Origin of the sequence: Streptomyces tendae, assembly GCF_014650435.1 — a bacterium.
In the GTDB taxonomy this organism is placed as follows: domain Bacteria; phylum Actinomycetota; class Actinomycetes; order Streptomycetales; family Streptomycetaceae; genus Streptomyces; species Streptomyces tendae.
In genome coordinates, this window is sequence record NZ_BMUY01000009.1 from 230711 (window position 1) to 248258 (window position 17548).

The following is a 17548-nucleotide window of genomic DNA, read 5'->3' on the forward strand; positions in this document are numbered from 1 at the left end:
CCGTCGCTCACATCTCGAACGACTCGTGGTGGATACGGCGAGCGGGGACCCCCGCGCCGCGCAGTGCCTCGTACACCGACTGCGCGAAGCCGGGCGGCCCGCACAGGAAGACGTCGTGGCGCTCGACGTCCGGGATCTTCCGGGCCAGGGTCTCGGCCGAGATGTCCGGGCGCTCCCCGTCCGGGCTGTTGACCGCGTACATCAGCCGGGCGCCGCGCTCGTCGGCGATTCCGGCCAGCTCGTCCCAGAGCGCCAGGTCCTGGGTGCTGTTGGCCCGGTACAGCAGCGTGATGTCGCCGGACGCGCCGGGCAGCGTCTCGAACAGGGCCCGCATCGGCGTGATCCCGACCCCGCCCGCCACCAGCAGCACCTTGCCGCGGCTGCGGCGCTGGGCGGTCAGGGCGCCGTACGGGCCCTCCGCCCACACCCGGGTGCCGGGCTCCAGCTCGCGCAGCCGGGCGCTGTGGTCGCCGATCGCCTTCACGGTGATCCGCAGCATGTCCGGGCGGGGCGCCGCCGACAGCGAGTACGGGTGCGAGCTGAACCGCATGCCGGGCGCCAGGAACCGCCAGCGGAAGAACTGCCCGGCCTCCGCACCCATCCGGTGCAGCCGGCGCCCGCCGATGAGCACCGACACGATCCCGGGCGTCTCCTCGATCACCGCCTCCACCCGCATCCGGTGCCGCAGGTTGAGGCGCACGGGGGTCAGGACCCGGTACCAGAGGACGAGCGCGGTCACCGAGCCGTACAGGGCGTACCAGACGGTCTTGGCGACCGGTTCGACGGCGAAGTCGTTGCCGGTGGTCAGCTGGTGCCAGAAGGTCAGGAACACCGCCGCGTAGGTGAGCAGGTGCACGTGGTACCAGGCGTCGTACGGGATCCGGCGGCGGACGGGGCCGACGGACAGGAGCCCGATGACGACCAGCAGGCCGGTGCCGATGGCGGCCTTGCCCATGTCGGGCAGCTGGTTCACGGAGTCGACGGTCTGCGCGACGACGTCGCCGAGGCCCTTGCCGGCCTGCGCCGCGTAGCCCCACATGATCAGGAAGACGTGGGCCAGGACCAGGCAGAGGGTGTAGCGGCCGGTCATGGCGTGCCAGCGGGCGACCCGGTCGGACCCGACGCGCCGCTCCAGCGCCGGCACCCGGGCCATCTGGAGGACCACGAGCGCCATCAGGTACCCGGCGAGCAGACCGGTGATCCGGCCGGCGCCGAGGATCTTGCCGGTGTCGTCGGAAATGGCGGGCGTGTTGCGCCACCACAGCCACAACACGCCCGCCGCGCCCGCCCACACGGCGAGCAGCAGGGGGACGGCGGGGGAGCGGCGCGGACGGATGCGCCGCATCGTCTGACGGCGGGCGGCACGGCCGCCGGCGAGCGTGGTGGTCACGGTTCCTCCGTGGGGACTTGACCCTTGGCCCACAGATACGCGCCGTGCCGGTCGAGCGTTCAGCCCGGTTCGGCCGTGCCGTCCGCTTTCAGTAGCGGGTGGCCGCCGTGTTCAGTAGCGGGTGACCGCCGTCGCCCCGCCCGAGGTGCCGATCGCGAGATGCGGCCGTTCCCCCGGCTCGGCCCACCGCAGGATCCGACGCATGGCCTCCTTCGGCACCGACACACATCCGGCCGTCGCCCCGCGCCCGTCGACGTGCAGGAAGATGCCCGCGCCGCGGCCGTGTACCGGGCGGTCGTAGTTGAAGCCGACGACCAGGGCGTGCGCGTACTGCGCCGAGTAGGTGATCAGGTGCTCGGCCTCGGTGGGCCGGCAGTCGGCGGGGCGCGGCTCGGTCCAGCGGTTGTAGGAGCGGGAGGCGTTGTCCTGGCACCACCAGGAGTCCTCGTGGACCGGGCGGTACCGGTACGCCGTGCCGCGCGGTGCCGCCTCGATGCCGAAGGCGTACGGCAGGTCGTACAGGCCGGTCGGGGTGGTGTTCGTGCCCTGGACGCGCCGCGTCCCCTCGGTGAGTCCGCCGGAGCCGAAGCGGGCGGGCGCGGAACCGGCCGCGACCCAGTGTCCGTCGCCCCCGCCCCTGCGGTCCCACCAGGTGACGGTGCCCGTGGTCGAGCCGGTGTCCGGCGCGACGGCGGTGATCAGCTGGCTGCCGCCGCCGGTGTCCGCCATCCGGGCCGGCAGCGGCGCGGGAGCGGGTCCGTCGGCGGGGGCGGCGCCGAGCAGGAGGAGACAGGCGGCGGACACGAGGACGGCGACGACACCGGGGCGCATGGTTCAGACGGTAGAAGGAGGCAGCGGCAACGGCAGCCCGGGGAGGCCGTCGATGCTGGAGGCGATGTGCTCCTTCTTGGTGAAGTACGCGCTGAGCGAGGCGTCGTCCTCCCGCGCGAACCGCTTGCCGTGCAGGTCCCGGTCGTTCTCGTAGGCCATGAAGGGGACGGCGTAGCCGCAGGTGTCGCGGACGAGCTCGGCGTGCACGACGATGACCGCGCGCAGTCCGTGGGCGGTGGTGTCGATGTCCGGGAAGTGGGTGAGCAGCTCGGGGAAGCGGGGGTCGTCGCGGAAGACCGGCTCGCCCCGGCCGTGCACCCGCACGATGTTGGGCGGACCCTGGAAGGCGCACCACATCAGGGTGATGCGACCGTTCTCCCGCAGGTGGGCGATGGTCTCCGCGTTGGAACCCGCGAAGTCGAGGTAGGCCACGGTCAGTTCGTCGAGCACCGCGAAGCAGCCCGTGAGGCCCTTGGGGGACAGGTTGATGGTGCCGTCGCCGGCCAGGGGAGCGGTGGCGGTGAAGAAGAGGGGCTGCGCCTCTATGAAGGCGCGGAGTCTGCCGTCTATGCGCTCATAAGTCTTTCCCATGTCTAACGATTATGCGCGAGCGGGACGCCGATGACGGCACCAACCTGCAAGATTGACGAAACATGCAGAGTTCTGCATACTCATGCATGACAGTGATCGTACGGTGAGGAGCGACCCAAGTGAGCAGCAACAGCGGTGACGTCCGGCTCTGGGGCGGGCGTTTCGCCGACGGTCCCGCCGAGGCCCTGGCGAAGCTGTCCGCGTCCGTCCACTTCGACTGGCGGCTCGCGCCGTACGACATCGCCGGTTCGCGTGCCCACGCGCGCGTGCTGCACAAGGCCGGGCTGCTCACCGAGGACGAGCTGGCCCGGATGATCGCCGGGCTGGACCGGCTGGAGGCGGACGTCGCCGACGGCTCCTTCACCGGCACCATCGCCGACGAGGACGTCCACACGGCCCTGGAGCGGGGACTGCTGGAGCGCCTCGGCCCCGACCTCGGCGGCAAGCTGCGTGCCGGCCGGTCCCGCAACGACCAGGTGGCGACCCTCTTCCGGATGTACCTGCGCGACCACGCCCGGACCGTCGGCGGCCTGATCGCCGACCTCCAGGACGCGCTGGTCGGCCTCGCCGAGGCCCACCCGGACGTGGCCATGCCCGGCCGCACCCACCTCCAGCACGCCCAGCCGGTGCTCTTCGCCCACCATGTGCTCGCCCACGCCCAGGCGCTCGGCCGGGACGCGGAGCGGCTGCGCCAGTGGGACGCGCGCACGGCCGTCTCCCCGTACGGCTCGGGCGCGCTCGCGGGCAGCAGCCTCGGCCTGGACCCGGAGGCCGTCGCCCGCGACCTGGGCTTCGAGCACGGCAGCGCCGGCAACTCCATCGACGGGACGGCCTCGCGCGACTTCGTCGCCGAGTTCGCCTTCGTCACCGCCATGATCGGCGTCAACGTCTCCCGGATCGCCGAGGAGATCATCATCTGGAACACGAAGGAGTTCTCCTTCGTCACCCTCCACGACGCCTTCTCCACCGGCTCCTCGATCATGCCGCAGAAGAAGAACCCCGACATCGCCGAGCTGGCCCGCGGCAAGTCCGGGCGCCTGATCGGCAACCTGACCGGCCTGATGGCCACCCTCAAGGCGCTCCCGCTCGCGTACAACCGCGACCTCCAGGAGGACAAGGAGCCGGTCTTCGACTCCATCGACCAGCTGGAGGTCCTGCTCCCCGCCTTCACCGGCATGATGGCCACCCTCACCGTGCACCGCGAGCGGATGGAGGAGCTGGCCCCGGCCGGGTTCTCGCTCGCCACCGACATCGCCGAGTGGCTGGTCAAGCAGGGTGTGCCGTTCCGCGTCGCGCACGAGGTGGCCGGCGAGTGCGTGAAGGTCGCCGAGGCCGACGGCAAGGAGCTGGACGAGCTGACCGACGAGCAGTTCGCCAAGATCTCCGAGCACCTCACCCCCGAAGTGCGCACCGTCCTCGACGTCCCCGGCGCCCTCGCCTCCCGCGACGGCCGCGGCGGCACGGCGCCCAGCGCGGTCGCCGTCCAGCTCGCCGAGGTGAAGGCGGACGTGGCGGCCCAGCACGCCTGGGCGGACGCCAAGAAGTAGCGGCGGGCCGCAGCGGCAAGCAGCGGCAGGCCGTTGCGGCAGGCAGCAGCAGGCGGTGTGCCCGAGGGGCATCGCGGTTACGTTGGTCAACAGCTCAGCAGCCCAACAGCTTCAGCAGTCGACCGAACGGAGCCCGCGATGCCCTTCGCCCGCCTGGCCGCGGCGACCACCCCCACCTGTCACATCGGACTGGGTCTCGCCGCCGTCGGCCGCCCCGGCTACATCAACCTCGGCCGCGACCGTGACCTGCCGGCCGACCGGACCGTCGAGGCGTTGCGCGAACGCACCCACGACCTCCTGGACGCCGCCTACGCACAGGGCGTCCGCTACTTCGACGCGGCCCGCTCCTACGGCCGTTCGGAGGAGTTCCTGGCCGACTGGCTCCGGGACCGCCCCGACGTCGACGACGTGGTCGTCGGCAGCAAATGGGGCTACACCTACACGGCCGACTGGTCGACCGACGCCGAGAAGCACGAGGTCAAGGACCACGGCGTCGCGACCTACGACCGCCAGCGCGCCGAGACCGACGCCCTGCTCGGCGACCGGCTCGACCTGTACCAGATCCACTCGCTCACCCCGGACAGCCCCGCCCTCACCGACAAGGAGCTGCACGCCAGGCTGGCCGAGGCCGCCGCGCAGGGCAGCACCGTCGGCTTCTCCACCAGCGGCCCCGCCCAGGCCGACGCGATCCGCGCCGCGCTCGCCGTGACCGTCGACGGCGAGCCCCTCTTCCGTACCGTCCAGTCGACGTTCAACGCGCTGGAGACCTCCGCCGGACCCGCGCTGGCCGAGGCGCACGAGGCCGGGCTCACCGTGCTCGTCAAGGAGGGCATGGCCAACGGCCGGCTCGCGGAGCCGCACGCGCCCGGCGTCCTGAAGGCCGTCGCGGAGGAGACGGCCCTGGGCTGCGACGCGGTCGCCCTCGCCCTGGTCCTGCGGCAGCCCTGGGCCGGTGTGGTCCTGTCCGGCGCGGCGACGGTCAACCAGCTCGGCTCGAACCTGCACGCCGCCGTGGTCGACCTCGACGACGACCAGGTGGCGCGGCTCGGCGCACTCGCCGAGGAACCGCACGCCTACTGGGAGCGCCGCGGGCAGCTGCCCTGGCACTGAGAGCGCCGACCCGCTGCACCCGTGACCGCCCCGAGAGGTGAGTCACGCATGCCCGGTGTGAGACAAGAATGTCTCATATGGGTTATCGTTGTCTCATGGCCGTCGATCGAGAACAGGTACTGCGCAGCGCCGCGGCCCTGCTGACCCGGAAGTCCACCGCGACCATGGACGAGGTCGCCAGAGCCGCCGGCATCAGCCGGGCGACGCTGCACCGGCACTTCGCCGGGCGCGACGCCCTCGTCCGGGCGCTGGAGTCGCTGGGCATCGCCGAGTGCGAGGCCGCCCTCGCGACGGCCCGCACCGACGAGGGCCCGGCGGCCGAAGCGGTGCGCCGACTGGTCCGCGAGATGGAACCCTCCGCCGGCCTGCTCGCCTTCCTCTACACCGAGAACCAGCTGTTCGAGGGCGAGGAGCAGAACGAGGGCTGGGCCCGCATCGACGCCGCCCTCACCGAGCTGTTCCGCAGGGGCCAGGAGAGCGGCGAGTTCCGCATCGACCTCACGCCCGTCTGGCTCACCGAGGCGCTGTACGGCCTGCTGGCCTCCGGCGCCTGGGCGGTGGCCGAGGGCCGCGTGGCCCGCAACGACTTCACCCACATGATCGTCGAGCTGCTGCTCGGCGGCGCACTCCGGAGAGAGGAACCATGAACCGCACCCTGCAGCCGGCCCGCCCGACCGAGGCGGTGAAGCGCCCCGGCCGCTGGCTGGCGTTGTCCGTCCTGGTGCTGGCCGTGCTGCTGGTGGCCGTCGACGCGACCGTCCTCGGTCTCGCGACCCCCTACATCAGCGAGGACCTGGCACCCTCCGGCACCCAGCTGCTCTGGATCGGGGACGTCTACTCCTTCGTCATCGCCGGCCTGCTCGTCTCCATGGGCAGCCTCGGCGACCGCATCGGACGCAAACGGATCCTGCTCGTCGGCGCCACCGCCTTCGGCGCGATCTCCGTCCTCAACGCCTACGCGCACACGCCCGAGGTGATGATCCTCGCCCGGGCCCTGCTCGGCGTCGCGGGCGCCACCCTGATGCCCGCCACCCTCGCCCTGATCCGTAACCTCTTCCACGACCCGCGCGAACGCAGCCTCGCCGTCGGCATCTGGGGCGCGGCCGCGTCCGCCGGTGCGGCGGTCGGCCCGGTGGTCGGCGGGTTCCTGCTGGAGCACTTCTGGTGGGGCTCGGTCTTCCTGATCAACCTGCCCGTGATGGCCGTCCTGGTCGTCGTCGGCGTGAAGATGCTGCCCGAGTCCCGCAACCCGAACCCGGGCCCCTGGGACCTGCTCAGCGTCGTCCTCTCCCTGGTCGGCATGGTCGCAGTCGTGTACGCGGTCAAGGAGACCGCCGCCCACGGGTTCGCCTGGGCCACACTCGCCGCGGGTCTGGTGGGCGCCGCCGCGCTCTACGGCTTCGTCCGCCGCCAGCTGACCATGCCGGTCCCGCTGCTCGACATGCGGCTGTTCCGCAACCGCGGCTTCAGCGGCGCGGTCCTGGCCGACCTGCTGACCATCCTGGGCCTGTCGGGGCTGGTGTTCTTCCTCTCCCAGTACCTGCAACTCGTCCAGGGCAGGCGGCCCTTCGAGGCGGGCCTGGCCGAACTGCCCGCCGCCGTCGGCGCGGTGGTGGCCGGTCTGATCGCCGGCCGCGCGGCCCGGCGATTCTCGGTCCGTGCCGTGGTCGCCGGCGGACTCGCCGCCGTCGGTCTCGCGCTCGCCGCGCTGACCGTCATCGGTCAGCACACCGGCTACCCGCTGCTCGGCGCGGCCCTGCTGGTCGTCGGGCTCGGCGCGGGCTTCGCGTTCACCGTCACCGCCGACGTGATCCTCTCCAGCGTCCCCGGTGAACAGGCGGGCGCCGCCTCCGCGGTCTCCGAGACGGCGTACGAACTCGGCGCCGCCCTCGGCATCGCGGTGCTGGGCTCCATCGTGACCGGCGTCTACCGCGACTTCACCGGGCCCGCAGGCACCCCGGACGCGGCCCACGAGTCGCTGGGCGGTGCGGTGGAGGCCGCCGCCCACCTCCCCGGCCCGGCCGGGCAGGCGCTGCTGGACTCCGCCCGGCAGGCCTTCGTCGACGGCCTGACCCTCGCGGCGGGCGTCGGGGCCGCCGTACTCCTGGCCGCCGCCGCGGCGTCCTGGTACCTGCTGCGCGGCCAGCGCCTGGAGGACGGGGTGGACGGGGTGGAACACCCGTAGGTCGCGGGGCGAACACCCCCTGGCCCCGGGGCGCCCCTGGCCCCGGGGCGCGAAAACGCGATACGGCGGACCGCTCACCGAGCGGTCCGCCGTATCGCGTACGCGGGTCGGCGGTGCTACGCCGCCTTCGCCTTGCTCGCGTACATGTCGACGTACTCCTGGCCGGACAGGCGCATGACCTCCGTCATCACGGAGTCGGTCACCGCCCGCAGCACGTAGCGGTCGCGGTCCATGCCCTCGTAGCGGGAGAACTCCATGGCCTCGCCGAAGCGGACCGTGACCCGGCCCGGCCGGGGCAGACCCGCGCCGCCCGGCTGGAGCTTGTCGGTGCCGATGACGGCGAACGGCACCACCGGGGCGCCCGTCATCAGGGTGAGCCGGGCGATGCCGGTGCGGCCGCGGTAGAGGCGGCCGTCGGGGGAGCGGGTGCCCTCCGGGTAGATGCCGAAGACGTGGCCCTCCTCCAGGATGCGGCGGCCGGTCATCAGGGCCGCCACCCCGCCCCGGCCGCCGTCCCGGTCGACCGGGACCATGCCGACCCCGGTGAAGAACCAGGCCATCAGCCGCCCCTTGAGGCCCTTGCCGGTGACGTACTCGTCCTTGCCGATGAAGAAGACCTGCCGGTCGCAGGTCAGGGGCATGATCACCGAGTCGATGAAGGTGAGGTGGTTGCCGGCCAGGATCACCGGACCGTCGCCCGGGATGTTCTCCACACCCTCCACCCGTGTGCGGAACATCAGGCGCATGATCGGACCGAGCACTGCCTTGATGAACACGAAGCGGGACAACGGGCCCTCCGGTGTCGGGATGCGGTATGAGTCTGTGCAGGTGAGGACATTACTCGCGGCCCGGGGGGTCACGCACCTCGGGTCATCCAGGTCCGGTGCGGCATTGACGCGTATCGACGCGTGTTCACCGGACACGGCCGGGATCGAAGCACACACGGCACCCCGTCCGCGTGAGGCGCGCCGCCCGGGCGACGCCACCGGGCCTGTGTCCTTCGCCTACCCCGCCACGCCGCCGCCAAGCCGACGGCACGTCAGCCGGCCGCCCCACACGACACCTCGGTGCACCCGCGTGTTCCGGTCGCGGTCTCCCGCTCGTCATGTACGCGCCCCTACGATCGGCGCGCACGGGACGGTCAACGGCAGGAGGGCCCCATGGGAACGCAGGAGTCGGACGAGCGGGCGGGCGGCGGCACCGGACGGCGGGCGCTCCTCGGGGCGGCGGTGCTCGGCGCGGGCGGCGCGGTACTCGGCCTGCCCGGCACGGCGAGAGCCGCCGGCACCCGGCACGGCGGCGGACACGGCGGCGGGGTCGAGAGCCTGCCCGTGCCGACCGTCATCGGTCACCGCGGCGCCAGCGGCTACCGCCCCGAGCACACCTTCGGGTCCTACGAACTGGCCCTCGACCTGGGCGCCGACATCGTCGAGGCCGGTGACCTGGTCCCCACGAAGGACGGTCACCTGGTCTGTCGGCACGAGCCGGAGATCGGCGGCACCACGGACGTCGCCGCCCACCCGGAGTTCGCCGACCGCAAGCGCACCAAGCTGCTCGACGGGGTCTCCACCACCGGCTGGTTCACCGAGGACTTCACGCTCGCCGAGCTCAAGACGCTCCGCGCCACCGAGCGCATCCCGGCCAACCGCCCGCACAACACCCTCTACGACGGCCGCTGGGAGATCCCCACCTTCGAGGAGGTGCTGCGCTGGCAGAACGAGCAGACCCGCAGGCGCGGCAAGCAGGTCTGGATCTACCCCGAGCTCAAGCACCCCACCTACTTCCGCAAGCTGGGCCTGGGCACGGAGGAGCGGCTGGCACGGCTGCTGCGCAAGTACGGCAAGGACCGGAAGAACTCGCCCGTCATCATCCAGTCCTTCGAGCCCACCAGCATCCAGCGGATGAACAAGCTGGTCGGCAACCCCCTCGCCGTCCTGCTGTCCGGCGCGAACAGCCGCCCGTGGGACTTCGTCGAGACCGGCGACCCGCGCACCACGGCCGACCTCGTCACGCCCAAGGGGCTGAAGGAGATCGCCTCCTACGCGCAGGGCATCGGACCGACCCTGGACCTGATCATCCCGAAGGACTCCGCGGGGCGGCTCACCGAGCCGACGACGCTCGTCCGCGACGCGCACCGCGCGGGCCTGATCCTGCACCCCTACACGATGCGCAACGAGAACCCCTTCCTGCCCGCGGAGTTCCGCAAGGGCAGCGACCCCGACGCCTACGGCGACGTCTTCGGCGCGTTCCGGACGTACTTCGCCACCGGTATCGACGGCATCTTCACCGACAACCCGGACACGGGTGTGCTGGCCCGCGAGGACGTCAACGACTGAGCGACCGCCCCCGGTTGGGGTGAACCTTCGGCCGCCCGGGCAACCCGCCGCCCGGGCGGCCGCGTCGATGTGCATATGACGCACGACCTGGTCACCTCCCTGCGCCCGCTGCTCACCGCCGAGGCATCGGCCGAGGCATATGCGTCCGGAACCGAGCCCGGCGACCTGGAACAGGCGGTCTGGCTGCGCCTGCTGGAACGCCTGGCGGTCGACGGCCCACCCCCGGACCCGCACCGCTGGCTGCGCAGTGCCGTCCGCACCGAGGCCCGCCGCACCCGCCGCACGGCCCGCAACGAGCGGCCGTACGGGACCGAACCCGCCGGTGTTGCCGAGTACGCCCACGAGCCCGAGCGGCTCGCGCTCGCCGCGGCCCGCCGCCGCGCCCTGCGCGACGCGGTGCGCCGGCTGCCGGGCCGCTGCCCCCGCCTGATGGAAGCCCTGTTGTCGCCCAGGGACCTCACATACCGGGAAATCGCGGGGGAGTTGGGTATCTCACAGGGCAGTCTTGGTCCGGAACGCTCCCGATGTCTGGGATGTCTGCGTCGATTGCTGACTCCGGAGGTTGCGGCCGGCTGAGGACGGGGATAGGAGTGGGGGACTACAGGTGATCAGGTGAGCGGGAGGCATGCGCACATGGGCATGAGCGTGACCATCTCGGCGGCGACCGAACAGGATGCCGAGCAGATCTTCCGGCTGCAGTACCTCTGCTTCCAGAGCGAGGCCGCGCTGTACGCCAACTACCGCATCGACCCGCTCGTCCAGAGCCTGGACTCGGTGCGCGAGGAGGTCGCCGGCGACTGCGTCTTCGTGGCGCGGCTCGGCGACGAGGTCGTCGGCTCGGTGCGGGGGCGGGTGACCGAGGACGGGGCGGCGTCCATCGGCAAGCTCTGCGTCCACCCCCGTCTCCAGGGGCACGGCATCGGGGCCCGGCTGCTGCGGGCCGCCGAGTCGGCGCTGGTCGAGGAGCGCGGCGCCAAGCGGTTCCGGCTGCACACCGGGCACCGCAGCGAAGGCAACCTGCGGCTGTACCGCCGCGTCGGCTACCAGACGGTGGGCACCGCCGAGGGCACCGACGGCGTACCCATGATCGTCCTGGAGAAGCCCGCGGAGACGTACGCGACCACGGCCTGAGCGGCCGTCGGCCCGCCGGGCCCCGGCACGACCGCTACGCGGTGCGGGCCCGGCGCAGCCAGTACAGGGCCGACAGCGGCAGCAGCACGGGAATGAAGAGGTAACCCATCCCGTAGTCCGACCACACGGTGGCGTCGGGGAAGGCCGACGGCTCCACCAGCGTCCAGGTGCCGACCGTCAGCACGCCCACCAGTTCGGCGGCGCAGCACACCTGCGCCGCCTTGCGGGCCGTCTCGCCGCCGCGCACCAGGGTGTAGGTGATGAACCCGTAGACCACGCCCGCGAGAGCCGACAGCGCGTAGGCGAGCGGGGCCCGGTCGAACTCCGTCGCGATCTGGTACACGGACCGCGACACCGCGCCGACGACCATCACGCCGTACAGCCACACCAGCAGGATGCCGGGCCCGGCGATCAGCCGCTGCCCGGTCCGCTTCTCCTGCGTGACCACCATCTCAGCCTCCCCAGATGTCGAACAGCCGGACTTCCAGGACGGCGAGGACGACACCGCCGGCCGCGACGGTCACCGAGCCCCAGCGGGTGCGCTCGGCCAGCGACATGAAGCCCGCCGCCGGCACACACGCGAAGGCACCCAGCAGATACGCCACGAAGATCGTCGTGCCCTGCTCCGGTTCCTCGCCCCGCGCCAGCTGCACGACCCCGACCACCAGCTGGATCAGCGCCAGCGCCGAGACCACGGCCATCCCGATGAAGTGCCAGTCCTTCGTCGGCTGGTCGCGGTAGGCGGCCCAGCCGCACCAGGCGGCCAGCAGCAGTGCGGCGACGCCGGTCACCAGCGTCAGGACGTCAAGCATGGCAGCGAGCCTATTACGGCCCAAAAGGCCCGCCGCCCCCGGCCCCGCAGGGACGGCGACGATGCTCGGACGCCCCACGCCGCGCTCCCGGCCGGACGCGCCACCGACCCCGCGGACCGTGGCGTTGGCCACAACCCCCCGCGCCGACGACCGCGACGCCGCCCCGGCGGCCACCAGCCTCTCGGCCTTGTCGGCACTGGTCACCGAGGGCGGAACGGAGATCGCCGTCCGGGGCCGATCAGCGCCCCAGCGGCCATCCACCGTCCACACCTGTCCAGTATCCGGACAGCGGTCTCCGGCCGCGGGCATACGTCTGCTTTACTGATCCGCATGAGCACCACGAGCGACCGCACCCCTGCGACCGAGGCGACGACGACGCCCGGTGCTCGTTGTATGTGCCGCCGAATGTGCGCCTTCTAGAGGGCCCCCGCACCACCTGAGCCTCGCGCCCCGAAGCGAGCGCCCGCTCATGCCCGCGCGCCCCACGCGCACGCGGCCGAGCCACGCCCCGCGCACACGTTTCTCCCCGGTCCCACCGCCATGGCGCACCGCCACCGCGAGAACCGTGCCGCGTTCCGAAGGGCCCCGAGAACCCGAAGAACAACGCCCCGTGCCCGGCGCACACCACCGCGCCGCGCACTCGACAGTGACGGAAACCCACGTGATCACCACATCGGGCCTCACCAAGGTCTATCGTTCACGCGGCCGCGAGGTCACCGCCCTGGACGGCGTCGACCTGCACGTCCGCGAGGGCGAGGTGTACGGCGTCATCGGCCAGTCCGGCGCCGGCAAGTCCTCGCTCATCCGCTGCGTCAACCTCCTGGAGCGCCCCACCGCCGGCACGGTCACCGTCGCCGGGCAGGACCTCACGGCGCTGGCCGGCCGCGGCCCCCGCGCGGGCCGGGAACTGCGCGAGGCGCGCAGCCGTATCGGCATGGTCTTCCAGCACTTCAACCTGCTCTCCTCGCGGACCGTGCGGGACAACGTCGAACTGCCGCTGGAAATCCTCGGAAAGTCGGGGAAGGAACGTTCCCGCAAGGCGCTGGAACTGCTCGACCTCGTCGGCCTGGCCGACAAGGCGGGGGCCTACCCCGCCCAGCTCTCCGGCGGCCAGAAGCAGCGCGTCGGCATCGCCCGCGCCCTGGCCGGCGACCCCAAGGTCCTGCTCTCCGACGAGGCCACCAGCGCCCTCGACCCGGAGACCACCCGCTCCATCCTCCAGCTGCTGCGCGACCTGAACCGGCAGCTCGGGCTGACCGTCCTGCTCATCACGCACGAGATGGACGTCGTCAAGAGCATCTGCGACTCGGCCGCCCTCATGGACCGGGGCCGCATCGTCGAGTCCGGCACGGTCGGCGAGCTCCTCGCCACCCCGGGCTCCGAACTGGCCGCCGCGCTCTTCCCGGTCGGCGGCGACGCCTCCGCGGACGACCGCACCGTCCTCGACGTGACCTTCCACGGCGAGGCCGCCACCCAGCCCGTCATCTCCCAGCTCTCCCGCACCTACAACATCGACATATCGATCCTCGGCGCCGCCATCGACGCCGTCGGCGGCCTCCAGGTCGGCCGGATGCGCATCGAACTGCCCGGCCGCTACGAGGACAACGTCGTGCCCGTCGGCTTCCTGCGCGAACAGGGCCTGCAGATCGACGTGGTGAACGAGACGCCGGACGCCGCCACCGCGCCTGCCACGTCCGCCTCGCTGGTGAAGGAAGGTGCCAAGTGACCTGGTCGCAAATGCAGCCGCTGCTGGAGCAGGCGTCCTGGGAGACCCTGATCATGGTCGGCTGGTCCACCCTGATCGCGGTCGTCGTCGGACTTCCGCTCGGCGTGCTCCTCGTCCTCACCGACCGCGGCGGCCTGCTGCAGAACGTCGTGGTCAACAAGGTCATCGGGCAGATCGTGAACATCGGCCGCTCGATGCCGTTCATCATCCTCATGGTCGCCCTGATGAGCTTCACCCGCTGGGTCACCGGCACCACCATCGGCAGCGAGGCCGCGATCGTGCCGCTCGCCATCGGCGGCATCCCGTTCTTCGCGCGGCTCGTCGAGACCGCCGTGCGCGAGGTCGACGGAGGGCTCGTCGAGGCCGTCCAGTCCATGGGCGGCAACACCTGGACCATCGTCCGCAAGGTCCTGGTCCCCGAGGCGCTCCCCTCCCTGATCGCCTCCACCACCACCACGATCATCGCCCTCATCGGCTACTCCGCCATGGCCGGCACCGTCGGCGGCGGCGGCCTCGGCGACCTGGCCGTCCGCTACGGCTACCAGCGCTTCGAACCCGGCTTCATGTGGATCACCGTCGCGCTCCTCGCCGTCGCCATCTCCCTCATCCAGTTCGCCGGCGACTACGCGGCCCGCACCCTGCACCGCCGCGGCGGACGCGGCGGAGCCGCCCCCAGGCTCCGGCTGCTCAGGGCCAAGGAGCCCGCCGCGGCCGACGTCGGCAAGGTCGCCTGACCGCGCCCCCATCAGACTCCCCGCCGTACCGGGCGGGGCCGCACCACCTCAGGAAAGGCACTTTTCGTGCGTAACACCGCCAAGATCACCACCGCCGTCCTCGCCGCCGGAGCCCTCACCCTCGGGCTGTCCGCCTGCGGCTCGGACAAGGACTCCGCCTCCGACACCTCGGGCCCGCTGGTCGTCGCCGCGAGCCCCACCCCGCACGCCGAGATCCTCGACTACGTCAAGGACAACCTGGCCAAGGACGCGGGCCTCGACCTCGAGGTCAAGGAGTTCACCGACTACGTCACGCCGAACACGGCGACGGAGGACGGCTCCGTGGGGGCCAACTACTTCCAGACCCAGCCCTACCTCGACGACTTCAACAAGAAGAACGGCACCCACATCGTGTCCGTCGTCGACGTGCACCTGGAGCCCCTCGGCCTCTACTCCCACAAGGTGAAGAAGGCCGACGACCTGAAGAGCGGTGCGACCGTCGCCGTCCCCAACGACACCGTCAACGAGGGCCGCGCCCTGCAGCTGCTCGCCGCCAACGGGATCATCGGTCTCAAGGACGGCGTCGGCACCGCGGCGACCCCCGCCGACATCACCAAGAACCCGAAGAACCTCGAGTTCAAGGAGCTGGAGGCGGCCCAGACCCCGCGCTCCCTGGACGACGTGGACGCGGCGGTCGTCAACGGCAACTACGCCATCGAGGCCGACCTGAAGCCCGCCCAGGACGCCCTCGTCCTGGAGAGCGCCAAGGGCAACCCGAACAGCAACCTCCTCGCCGTGAAGGAGGGCCACGAGGACGACCCGCGCGTCAAGAAGCTCGCGAAGCTCCTCAACTCGCCCGAGGTGAAGAAGTTCATCGAGGACAAGTACGCCGGCGCGGTCCTGCCCTCCTTCTGAGCCCGACGCCCAGGCTCCCTCCGGTCCGCCGTGCGGGCCGGACACCGCGTCACCCACCGGGTCCGCTCCGTGCTCACGGGGCGGTCCCGGTGGTTTGGTTGAGTGCTTTCATGCTGCATGCTGGGCAGTTCGAGCAGGCCCTGACGGTTACCCAGGTTACGGAGCGGCGCATGACGAGCACCTTCCCCAACATCTCCATCAGCACGGAGCGGTTGGTGCTGCGCCCCCTCGACGAGGACGACGTACCCGCGCTGGCCGCGATGATGAACGACGAGCAGGTCGCCGCCTGGACCCACGTCCCCCAGCCCTTCACCGAGGACAACGCCGCCACCTGGATCGGCGAGTACGCCCCCGCCGAGCGCACCGCGGGCCGGGGGCTCGACCTCGCCGTCACCGAGTTCCTCACCCAGCGACTGGTCGGTGTCATCCAGCTCAGCAAGACCAACTGGCACGTGAGGGCCACCGAACTCTCGTACATAGTCGCCCCCTGGGCCCGGGGTGAGGGGTACGCGTCCGAGGCGGCGCTCGCCACCGCCCAGTGGCTCTTCGGCGACCAGAAGTTCGAACGCGTCGAGCTGCGCACCGCGGCCGACAACACCGCCTCCCAGCAGGTCGCCCAGAAGATCGGCTGCATCAGCGAAGGTGTGCTGCGGGGCGCCTGCATAGCCCGGGTACGCACCGACGACGGCGTCTGGACGGACGTACGCACCGACTTCATCGTGTGGAGTCTGCTGCCGGAGGACCTCGAGGGCACCACCGGACAGCTGACCGACACCGACGGTTTCACCACCTTCACCGACTGGAACTGATACACGGGGGGCGTCCGGCGCCACCACCCCGGCCCCAGGCCGCACCAGGTACCCTCACGGGGCGCGCCCGCGACGGTTCCGCGACCACGACCTGCGAAAACCCTGGAGACTGACGACGATGGCCGACCGGGTCACGGTGATCGGCTGGGACGGTTCGCCGCTGACCGCCGCGGCACGCTCCGCACTGGGCGCCGCCACCCTGGTGGCCGGTGCCGCACACCACCTGGCACTTCCCGAGGTACCGCCCACCGCCGAGCGCATCCGGCTCGGCAGCGTCGCCCTCGCCGCCCGCCGCCTCGCCGCCCACCGCGGCACGACGGTCGTGCTGGCCGACGGCGACCCCGGCTTCTTCGGTGTCGTACGCACCCTGCGGGCGCCCGAGTTCGGCCTGGAGGTGGAGGTCGTCCCCGCCGTCTCCTCGGTGGCCGCCGCCTTCGCCCGTGCCGGGATGCCCTGGGACGACGCACATGTGGTCGTCGCCCACCCCCGCACCCTGCGACGCGCGGTGAACGTGTGCCGGGCCCACACCAAAGTCGCGGTACTCACCTCACCGGGCGCCGGACCGGCCGAACTCGGCCTGCTGATGGAGGGCGTCCACCGCACCTTCGTCATCTGCGAGGAACTCGGCACCACCCGCGAGCGGGTCACCGTGGTCACCTCCGACAAGGCCGCCGACCACACCTGGCGCGACCCGAACGTCGTCATCGTGGCGGGCGGCAGCGCCGGTCCGGCCGGCGCAGGCGACGGCACCGGCTGGATCGCCGGCCGCGACCCCGCCACCGGCCCCCGCGGCTGGTCGCTGCCCGCCGCGGCCTACGGCGGCGCACTGGGCGAGGGCGAGACCGACCTGCTGCGCACCGCCCAACTCGCCCGGCTCGGACCGCGCCTCGGCGACCTCGTGTGGGACATCGGCTGCGGCAGCGGCGCCTTCGCCACCGAGGCCGCCCGCGGCGGCGCCGCCGTGATCGCGGTCGACCGCGACCGGGACGCCTGCGCCCGCACCGAGGCCACCGCCCGGCACTTCGGGGTCCAGCTGCAGACCGTGCACGGCAGCGCGCCGCACATCCTGGAGAACCTCCCCGAACCGGACGTCGTCCGCGTCGGCGGCGGGGGAGCGGCCGTGGTCTCCGCGGTCGCGGACCGCCGCCCGCAGCGCATCGTCGCGCACGCCGCGACCCGGGACGCGGCCGAACTCGTCGGCAGGGACCTGACGGAGCACGGCTACCGCGTCGAGTGCGCCCTGCTGCAGTCCGTCGGACTCGACACCCGGGCCTGGACGGAGACGGAGCGGAGCGTCGCGTTCCTGCTCAGCGGGGAGATCGTGCGGCGCGAAGCACCCCGCTGAGGCCCCACGGTGACCGCGCCCCGTGATCGGTTGTTCATACCGCTCGGGGTAGGCTGGCGGATTGTTGTACCGCATGCGGACACCCGGCAGTTCGTCGGTCGATGTCC

Annotated in this window: 18 protein-coding genes; 12 read left to right on the forward strand and 6 right to left on the reverse strand. The window is 72.1% G+C overall.

The window, feature by feature from the left end; translation table 11 throughout:
- Positions 1 to 7: 7 nt before the first annotated feature.
- The 3 genes from IE258_RS24305 to IE258_RS24315 all read right to left on the reverse strand — a co-directional run bounded on the left by IE258_RS24305 (position 8) and on the right by IE258_RS24315 (position 2812).
- The gene (locus IE258_RS24305) at positions 8 to 1390 is read right to left on the reverse strand and encodes a ferredoxin reductase family protein (RefSeq protein WP_189746740.1); all 1383 of its coding nucleotides are present in this window, start codon (positions 1388 to 1390) and stop codon (positions 8 to 10) included.
- Positions 1391 to 1501: 111 nt separating this feature from the next.
- Positions 1502 to 2221 (reverse strand): L,D-transpeptidase family protein, encoded by a 720-nt coding sequence (locus tag IE258_RS24310; protein WP_189746742.1) that lies wholly within the window; start codon positions 2219 to 2221, stop codon positions 1502 to 1504.
- Between the two features lie 3 nt (positions 2222 to 2224).
- Positions 2225 to 2812, reverse strand: a complete 588-nt coding sequence (locus IE258_RS24315; RefSeq protein ID WP_189746744.1) for a pyridoxamine 5'-phosphate oxidase family protein — start codon at positions 2810 to 2812, stop codon at positions 2225 to 2227.
- A 119-nt stretch (positions 2813 to 2931) separates the two neighbouring features.
- Here IE258_RS24315 and argH point away from each other — a divergent pair, with 119 nt between their 5' ends.
- The 4 genes from argH (at position 2932) to IE258_RS24335 (ending at position 7654) form a co-directional block, all read left to right on the forward strand.
- The gene (argH, locus tag IE258_RS24320) at positions 2932 to 4359 is read left to right on the forward strand and encodes an argininosuccinate lyase (RefSeq protein WP_189746746.1); all 1428 of its coding nucleotides are present in this window, start codon (positions 2932 to 2934) and stop codon (positions 4357 to 4359) included.
- 138 nt (positions 4360 to 4497) lie between these two features.
- Positions 4498 to 5469, forward strand: coding sequence for an aldo/keto reductase (locus IE258_RS24325; RefSeq protein ID WP_189746748.1), 972 nt, complete (start codon positions 4498 to 4500; stop codon positions 5467 to 5469).
- 95 nt (positions 5470 to 5564) lie between these two features.
- Positions 5565 to 6116, forward strand: a complete 552-nt coding sequence (locus tag IE258_RS24330) for a TetR/AcrR family transcriptional regulator (RefSeq protein ID WP_229892384.1) — start codon at positions 5565 to 5567, stop codon at positions 6114 to 6116.
- Positions 6113 to 7654 (forward strand): MFS transporter, encoded by a 1542-nt coding sequence (locus IE258_RS24335; protein ID WP_189746752.1) that lies wholly within the window; start codon positions 6113 to 6115, stop codon positions 7652 to 7654. Before IE258_RS24330 ends, IE258_RS24335 begins: the two co-directional genes overlap by 4 nt.
- A 116-nt stretch (positions 7655 to 7770) precedes the next feature.
- Here the strand turns inward: IE258_RS24335 and IE258_RS24340 are convergent, their stop codons facing one another.
- The gene (locus IE258_RS24340; protein ID WP_161337092.1) at positions 7771 to 8400 is read right to left on the reverse strand and encodes a lysophospholipid acyltransferase family protein; all 630 of its coding nucleotides are present in this window, start codon (positions 8398 to 8400) and stop codon (positions 7771 to 7773) included.
- 414 nt (positions 8401 to 8814) lie between these two features.
- On the opposite strand from IE258_RS24340, the gene IE258_RS24345 reads away from it, so the two are divergent.
- The 3 genes from IE258_RS24345 to IE258_RS24355 all read left to right on the forward strand — a co-directional run bounded on the left by IE258_RS24345 (position 8815) and on the right by IE258_RS24355 (position 11121).
- Positions 8815 to 9990, forward strand: coding sequence for a glycerophosphodiester phosphodiesterase (locus IE258_RS24345; RefSeq protein WP_189746754.1), 1176 nt, complete (start codon positions 8815 to 8817; stop codon positions 9988 to 9990).
- Positions 9991 to 10065: 75 nt separating this feature from the next.
- Positions 10066 to 10566, forward strand: coding sequence for a sigma-70 family RNA polymerase sigma factor (locus tag IE258_RS24350; protein WP_189746756.1), 501 nt, complete (start codon positions 10066 to 10068; stop codon positions 10564 to 10566).
- A gap of 57 nt (positions 10567 to 10623) precedes the next feature.
- Complete coding sequence (locus IE258_RS24355; RefSeq protein ID WP_189747017.1) at positions 10624 to 11121, forward strand: GNAT family N-acetyltransferase; 498 nt, start codon at positions 10624 to 10626, stop codon at positions 11119 to 11121.
- A 34-nt stretch (positions 11122 to 11155) separates the two neighbouring features.
- On the opposite strand, the gene IE258_RS24360 is transcribed toward IE258_RS24355, so the two are convergent.
- Both IE258_RS24360 and IE258_RS24365 read right to left on the reverse strand, forming a co-directional pair.
- Positions 11156 to 11572 (reverse strand): hypothetical protein, encoded by a 417-nt coding sequence (locus IE258_RS24360; protein ID WP_159325299.1) that lies wholly within the window; start codon positions 11570 to 11572, stop codon positions 11156 to 11158.
- 1 nt (position 11573) lies between these two features.
- Positions 11574 to 11933 carry a hypothetical protein gene (locus IE258_RS24365; protein WP_127895690.1) on the reverse strand — a complete coding sequence of 120 codons (360 nt, stop codon included), beginning with the start codon at positions 11931 to 11933 and terminating at the stop codon, positions 11574 to 11576.
- 661 nt (positions 11934 to 12594) lie between these two features.
- On the opposite strand from IE258_RS24365, the gene IE258_RS24370 reads away from it, so the two are divergent.
- The 5 genes from IE258_RS24370 to cbiE all read left to right on the forward strand — a co-directional run bounded on the left by IE258_RS24370 (position 12595) and on the right by cbiE (position 17441).
- Positions 12595 to 13659 (forward strand): methionine ABC transporter ATP-binding protein, encoded by a 1065-nt coding sequence (locus IE258_RS24370; RefSeq protein ID WP_189746758.1) that lies wholly within the window; start codon positions 12595 to 12597, stop codon positions 13657 to 13659.
- On the forward strand, positions 13656 to 14393 hold the full coding sequence (locus IE258_RS24375) for a methionine ABC transporter permease (RefSeq protein WP_189746760.1): 738 nt from the start codon (positions 13656 to 13658) through the stop codon (positions 14391 to 14393). Before IE258_RS24370 ends, IE258_RS24375 begins: the two co-directional genes overlap by 4 nt.
- Before the next feature lie 66 nt (positions 14394 to 14459).
- Entirely contained in the window at positions 14460 to 15287 is an 828-nt protein-coding gene (locus IE258_RS24380; RefSeq protein ID WP_127895688.1) for a MetQ/NlpA family ABC transporter substrate-binding protein, read from the forward strand.
- Between the two features lie 170 nt (positions 15288 to 15457).
- A complete protein-coding gene (locus IE258_RS24385; protein ID WP_189746763.1) occupies positions 15458 to 16096 on the forward strand; it encodes a GNAT family N-acetyltransferase in 639 nt (212 codons plus the stop codon).
- Between the two features lie 118 nt (positions 16097 to 16214).
- Complete coding sequence (gene cbiE / locus IE258_RS24390; RefSeq protein ID WP_189746765.1) at positions 16215 to 17441, forward strand: precorrin-6y C5,15-methyltransferase (decarboxylating) subunit CbiE; 1227 nt, start codon at positions 16215 to 16217, stop codon at positions 17439 to 17441.
- The last annotated feature ends 107 nt before the right edge of the window (positions 17442 to 17548 follow it).